Here is a 6372-nt window from a genome sequence, read left to right as displayed (position 1 = left end):
GATGTACTCGGGGCGGGGGGCGGGGGGGGGGGGGGGGGCGGGCGGGGCGGCCCCCCCCCCCGCCCCGCGCGCTTACCACTGGATGCCGGCGCCGACGGCTACGCCGGCTTCGCCACGGGTGTTGGTGGAACCGCTGAACTTGTAGATCCAGCGGCCGCCTTCGGAGACACCGGAAATACCCAGCGCCATGCCCGATTCGCCGTTGTAGCTGCCCGCCGCGAACGAGGCCATGCTGCGGCCCGCTTCACTGGGCTGCGGCAGTGCGGCGGTGGCCATGGCCGAGGCGATGCCGGCCGAAGCGCGGTTGTCGGTCTTGCGCAGTTCGCGCTCGAAGCCGCCCATGCGCTCGTCGGTGTAGGCCTTGGACCAGTCCAGGGTCTGCGACATGCCGGCCCTCAGCTGGTCGACGTTGACCGCATCGGTGCCGGCGGTACCGGCGGCTACGTTGCGCACGGTGGTCGGGCCGCTGGTGGTGCTGCCGAGGGTGACGCTGTTGAAGTTGGTGTCGCCGTTGACGGTGGTGTCGTAGCGCAGCGTGCCCTGCTGCGATGCCTGCAGCTGGCGCACGTTGACCGCATCGGTGGCCTGGGTGCCGTCGGCCACGTTGACCACCTGGCGTTCGGCACCGGCAGCGCCCACCGACACCGTGTTGGCGCGGTTGGCGACGGAGCCGGCGCCCAGCGCCACCGAGTTGTCGGCCTGCGCCTGCGCGCCATTGCCCAGCGCAGTGGAGTTGGCCCCGGCGGCGGTGGAACCGGCACCACCGGCGGCGGAGTTGGCGCCGGTCGCGGCCGGGTCGGCCAGGTTGTTGCTGTTGTTGGCGCGGAAACTGCCCGCCACGTTGGTGATGTTCTGGATCTTCTGGTCGGTGTAGGCCTTGGACTGGTCGATGGCGTAGTTCACGCCGTTGTTCAGCTGGCCCACGTTGGTGGCGTCGTGGTCATCGGAACCGTCGGCCACGTTGGTGATCTTGCGCTCGGCACCACTGCTGCCCACCGAGACTTCACCGGCCGAGTTGCTGGCCCCGGCTTCGCCGTAGGCGCCGGTGTAACCGGTCTGTGCGCCGACGCTGGCGACCGAACCACTGCCCAGGGCTACGCTGTTGTCGGCGCTGGCGCTGGCGCCGTTGCCGACGGCCACGCTGGAGGCACCGGCCGCGCTGGCCTGCGGACCCACCGCCACCGCCTCGTCGCCGGTCGCGGTCGCTGCGGCGGCAGCCGAATTGACCGCCAGGTAGGGACTGGCGCTGCCGTTGAGGATGCGCTGGTTGAGCGTGCGCAGCGAACCGTCGACCGCCGAGAAGGCGGCGGTGACGTTGCTGTAGTCGTTGAGCGAGATGCTGCCGTCGGTGGCGATGCTGGAAATGCTGAAGGACGGCGCGGTCCACTGCGAGGTGGTGCCGTCGTAGGTGGTGCTGCCGCCGAAGTAGCTGGCGATGGTGGCGTGGGTGGCGAACAGCTGGTCGCCGGTGATGGCATCGCTGCTGCCGGCCTGGATGCTGCCGGCGGCCACGTTGGTCAGCCTCACTGCAGCGCCACCGGTACCGTTGAGGGTGACCGAATCCATCATGTCGCCATTGCCATCCACATCGTATTTCACGGCGCGCTTGTCCAGGTCGTCGGTCTGGTCGACCACGTTGGCCAGCGAAGTGCTCACCGCATCGAAGGCACTGCCCACGTCGTTGTAGCTGCCCTGGCTGATGGTGCCGTTGGCGGCGACGTTGTTGATGTTGTAGGTCGGCGCGGTGACCACACCATTGCCATCCACCGTCGAACCGCCGCCCAGGTGGGTGGCCACGGTCTGGTTGGCGGCAAACAGCTGGGCGCCATTGATGGCTTCGCTGCTGAGCGCGCTGACTTCGCCCGGGCCCAGGTTGCGCAGGGTGGTGGCGGTGCCGCCCTGGCCCAGCGTGGCGCTGGCGTAGTCCACGCTGCCATCGGCGTTGAGGTCGTAGCGCAGCGCGCCCTCCTCCGATGCCTGCAGCTGGCCCAGGTTGACCGCATCGGTCGCCTCGGTCGCTGCGGCGACGTGGGCGATCTGGCGCTCGGCACCGGCGGCGCCGACGGAGACGGTGTTGTCACGGTCGGCCAGGCTGCCTGCGCCGACGGCGATGCTGTTGGCGGCAGTGGCCTGCGCGTTGCTGCCGACGGCGATGGAGTCGCTGCCCGTGGCCACGGCTTCCACGCCGGTGGAGTTCACCCGCAGGTACTTGGTGCCGCCGTTGCGGATGTCGTTGATCTGCGTGTTGAGGTTCACCAGCGAGCCATCGACGGCGTCGAAGGCATCGGTGGCGTTTTCGTACGCGCCCTGCGCGATCGCGCCGTCTGCGGAGATGGTGCTGATCTCGAACAGCGGTGCGGTGAAGGCACCGGTGGCCGGGTCGAAGGCCGTGCGGCCACCGAAGAAGCGCGTGATCGCATCGTTGCTGGCGAACAGCTGGCTGCCGTTGACCGCTTCGGTGCTGGTGGCGCTGATCGCACCTGCCGCCAGGTTGCCCAGGGTGGTGGTGCCGGTGCCATTGCCCAGCGTGACACGGCGGTAGTCCGGGTCGCCGTTGGCGTCGAGGTCGTAGGTCACGGCGACGTCGCCCAGTGCATCGATCTGGCTGATCGCGCCCCTCAACTGGGCGACGTTGACCGCATCGGTGTTGGCACTACCCGCGGCCAGGTTGGTGATCTGCCGCTCGCCGCCGTCGGCGCTGCCCACCGACACTTCACCGGCCGACACCTGCGCTGCGGTCAGGCCGTATGCGCTGTAGCTGGCCTGCGCGCCGCGCAGTGCGGCCGAGCGGTAGCCCAGCGCCACCGAATTGGCCTTGTCGGAGGTTGCCTCGGCGCCGAGCAGGGTCTGCCCGTTGGCGGTGCCGGAAGCGCTGTCGCCGACGATCACCGAATGGCCCATGCGCGCGGCATAGTCCGCGGTGGGCACGCCGGTGGGGTTGGTTGGATCGTTGGTACCGTTGCCGGGGAAGGCGACGCTGGCATCGACCTTGGGCAGTTCGTGGCGTGCGTTGGCGCCGATCACCACTTCCCTGGAACCGTTGGCGAAGGCGCCGTCACCCATCAGCACCTGGTAGTCCTGCGCCGGATTGACCGCCCAGCAGGAGATATCGGCCAGGCCGATGTCCAGGCACTTGGCGGCCCAGTCCGGCGACTGGCCCGGCAGCAGCAGGCCGAGCAGCCCGCCCGGGTTGCCGTTGTTGATGTTGTAGATGTAGCTGTCCGAGGTGACGCCGCCGATCAGCGTGAGGTGGGAATTGCCTCCGGTGACTGCACCGCCCAGGCCGTTGAGGGTGGTGCCGACCGGTGTGGCGTTGACCAGCGGAATGCCCAGCACGTTGACCGCGGAATAGGTCTGCATCACGTTGGCGGTGCTGACCTTCAGGTTGCCGTTGGAGAGGTAGCCGGTGCCGCCGAACAGGCTGGCGGTGGTCGGGCCGATCAACGCGCTGACACCACCGACCAGGCCGCCGGTGCCGATGATCAGGCCAGCATTCGGATCAGCTGCTGCGGGCGCCTTCGGGCTGTCCGGCGGAATCGCTGAAGGCTGAGTCAGGCCTAGGCCATCGAGCGTGTTGCCGAGCAGGCCGCCCACGGCACCGCCCAGGTTGCCGACCGTGCCGTTGAGATCGCCGTTGACCAGGCTGCCGACGGCACCGCCGACACCGTTCAGCGCACTGCCGACGCCGGTGAGCAGGCCACCCAGGCCCAGCGAACTGGTCTGCGCGCCCACCACCGTGCTGCCAGCCAGTTTCAGATTGCGGTCGGCGATGACCGCCTCGCCATCCGGGCCCAGCACGCGCACCTTGCCGGCGACGGTGCCTTCGAGCCCGGCAGTCAGTGCACGATCATCGGTGTCGCCCGGCAGTTCCTCCTTGGCCGGCAGCGTGGCCGACGCCGCAGCGCCTACCTTGCCCTGCCCTTCGATGGCATGGCCGGCCAGCGCCAGCTTTGCATCGACCTGGCCATCGACCGCGGCCTTCAGGCCGGACAGCGACGTGGTCGGCGTTGCCGCCACGTTTGCGGCGATGGTGGCCTTGGTGTCGAGAGCCGCAACCGGCGTGCCCGCCACGCCCACCTGGGCCTTGGCGGCGGCCGTGGTGGCCACGGCGAGCGGTGCCTGCGCCTGCGGGGCCAGCTGCGCCGCGACGGCGGCTTCGACGCGGGTGCTGCTGCCCAGCCCGACCGACGCACGCACATCGGCCGCCACGCCCGGCGCGGCCACCTGCTGCGGCGCCTTGCCGGCGCCCAGTGAAACCTTGACCGTGGCCGGCAGCACATCGCGTACCACTGGCAGGCCGGTGGTGCTCAGCTGCAGCCCGATGCGCGCATCGGTGCTGATGGCCGGGCTGGTCTGCGCCTGGCGTGCGGCGGCGGCCAGTGCCACTTCGGCATCGACCTTCACCGGCATGGTCTGGGTGTACTTGGCCGCCAGTGCCTGCAGGTCACGCAGTGACTGGTTGGCTTCACTGGCGGCCGCTGTGCCGCTGGCGAGGACACTGAGCAGTGCCAGGGCCAGTGCGCTGGGCACCAGCAGTTTCGATTGCGGATCGCGGAGCGTGGTTGCCCCGCCATCGCCGGTGGCCAGTTCCGAGGCCACGACAAGAGCATTGAGCTGGCGGTTCCATACACGCCGGTAAATGCGGTTCATGAGCACTTCCCCCGTTGACGAACGACTTGAAATCCAGTGGGCATGCCGGTCGGCACGTGACTGACATTTCAGCGGTTTCAACGTTGGCGGGGCACTTCATTCCGGCACGGCAATCGCGCATTCCGGCAAAGCCACGGGCGGATTCGGCAGGCGGATATGCAGATTCGGCAGCGCGCTGGTTTCAGGCCGGTTGGCCGATCTGCGCGGGCGAACGCATCAGGGTGTCGCGTGGCAGTTCGCCGAACACCTTGCGGTAGTTGTCGGCAAACCGGGACAGATCCCACAGGCCGCAGCTGAGCGCGATGGCCTTGACCGAGCGGCGGCTGGAATCGGCCATCGACAGGCTGCGGCACGCCGCGCACAACCGCAGCATCGACAGGTAGCGGTTGGGCGACACGCCGAACAGGTCCTCGAACGCATAGCGCAGGCCGCGCTCGCTGACCCCGGCCGCATCGCAGATTTCATTCATGTATATGTTGCGCCGCAGGTTGAGCCGCATGAAGTTCTCGGCCCGCTGCGCGATCAGGTAGTGCGTCCGCCGCGCCCGGGTGAAGCCGGGCCGATCGCCGGGCCCCGCCGCCAGCAGCGCCTGGATGTGTTCATGCAGCAGGCGGTCGGTCTCTTCCGGCTGCAGGGCGGTGCCCTGCCCCAGCTGCGCGTGCAGCTGCAGGTAGTGGTTGGCCAGCGCCTGGCTGTCGACGGGCAGCTGCACCAGGCTCAGGGCCTGGCCGGCCGGCGGCGTGCTGCGCAGGCTCAGTTCGGTGAGCTTGCGCTGCACCCGCGCCACCGGCAGCAGCATGGCCGTGATCCGGGTGCCGGCGCTGAGCGTGAATTCACTGATGCCTTCCGGCAGCACGGTGAATGACATGCCCGCCACCATCGGCACGCCGTGGCACCAGCTCTGCACCTCATCGGTGGCATGCACGAACCCGAGCATCGCCCAGTCCGGGGGCAGCATGAAGCGCCCGCGGCAATGGAAGCCGCAGGTGATGCTGCAGAACAGCGCTTCGTCGTGCACGCGCGAAGAGAAGGCAGCCCTGGGGCCGTTGCCGTCGAGCAGCAGCAGCTCCACATCGCAGACGCGAAGCACACCGCTCAGCGTCGCCAGGTCGATCGACCGCAGTTCGCCGTCGTCGAGCTGGCCGCCTTCGATATCGCCCACCCCACCTTCCATGACAGTGTCGTCCCCCATGAGTCCGTATCCGCCGCCCCCACTGCCTGACAGGGCGCGCGCCGTAGTCCATTCACCGTCCCGGCTATCAATGCAGGTCGGCTGCCACGCTTGCTTGTCGAATGCACCTGAGTATTGCGTGTAAATCAGCGCCCGTAAACAGTGACGCATTACGTTAACCATTAATTCTTCCTGTTTCCAAACAGGCCGCCGAATGGCACGGAATTCGCATGCGGCAACGCCTCCCGGCGATTTTCTCGATCCAAATGAACGGATTTGTCGGGCAACGTTTTTTCTTCACGCAAACGGCCGCTTTTCTTCACGTGAAAATGGTTTTGTGCCGAATTTGCATATTGATTGGGCTTGCGGCACCGCGCCATTCGGGCAAGAGTCGAAGCCATGGTGATCCGGCCAGGCAACAGCGGCCTCACCCAGGGGGAAACATGCGAAAGCACGCCACCAGCAGACACTCGACCCGCGGCCGGACGCCGCGCCATGGTGGTCGCGTGGCAGCTGCTCCCCGGGTTCTGGATCACGACGAATAAACAGGG

3 protein-coding genes are annotated in these 6372 nt (G+C 68.2%); all 3 read right to left on the bottom strand.

Annotated features, from left to right (window positions below):
- Window positions 1-72: 72 nt before the first annotated feature.
- The 3 genes from IAE41_RS14890 to IAE41_RS14880 all read right to left on the bottom strand — a co-directional run bounded on the left by IAE41_RS14890 (window position 73) and on the right by IAE41_RS14880 (window position 6222).
- Window positions 73-4650: a YadA-like family protein gene (locus IAE41_RS14890; protein WP_200733641.1), complete on the bottom strand. Its 4578-nt coding sequence runs from the start codon at window positions 4648-4650 to the stop codon at window positions 73-75.
- Between the two features lie 181 nt (window positions 4651-4831).
- Window positions 4832-5842, bottom strand: a complete 1011-nt coding sequence (locus IAE41_RS14885; protein ID WP_079222155.1) for an AraC family transcriptional regulator — start codon at window positions 5840-5842, stop codon at window positions 4832-4834.
- Between the two features lie 161 nt (window positions 5843-6003).
- Window positions 6004-6222: a hypothetical protein gene (locus tag IAE41_RS14880; RefSeq protein WP_200733640.1), complete on the bottom strand. Its 219-nt coding sequence runs from the start codon at window positions 6220-6222 to the stop codon at window positions 6004-6006.
- Window positions 6223-6372 lie beyond the last annotated feature (150 nt).

This window comes from Stenotrophomonas sp. S39, assembly GCF_016624665.1.
In the GTDB taxonomy this organism is placed as follows: Bacteria; Pseudomonadota; Gammaproteobacteria; order Xanthomonadales; family Xanthomonadaceae; genus Stenotrophomonas.
The sequence above is the reverse complement of the archived record's forward strand: the minus strand, read 5'-3'. Positions and strand labels throughout refer to the sequence as shown.

Coding starts and splice junctions, on each gene's coding strand:
- IAE41_RS14890 (WP_200733641.1), bottom strand. CDS start 4,650: ATGAACCGCATTTACCGGCGTGTATGGAACCGCCAGCTCAATGCTCTT.
- IAE41_RS14885 (WP_079222155.1), bottom strand. CDS start 5,842: ATGGGGGACGACACTGTCATGGAAGGTGGGGTGGGCGATATCGAAGGC.
- IAE41_RS14880 (WP_200733640.1), bottom strand. CDS start 6,222: ATGGCTTCGACTCTTGCCCGAATGGCGCGGTGCCGCAAGCCCAATCAA.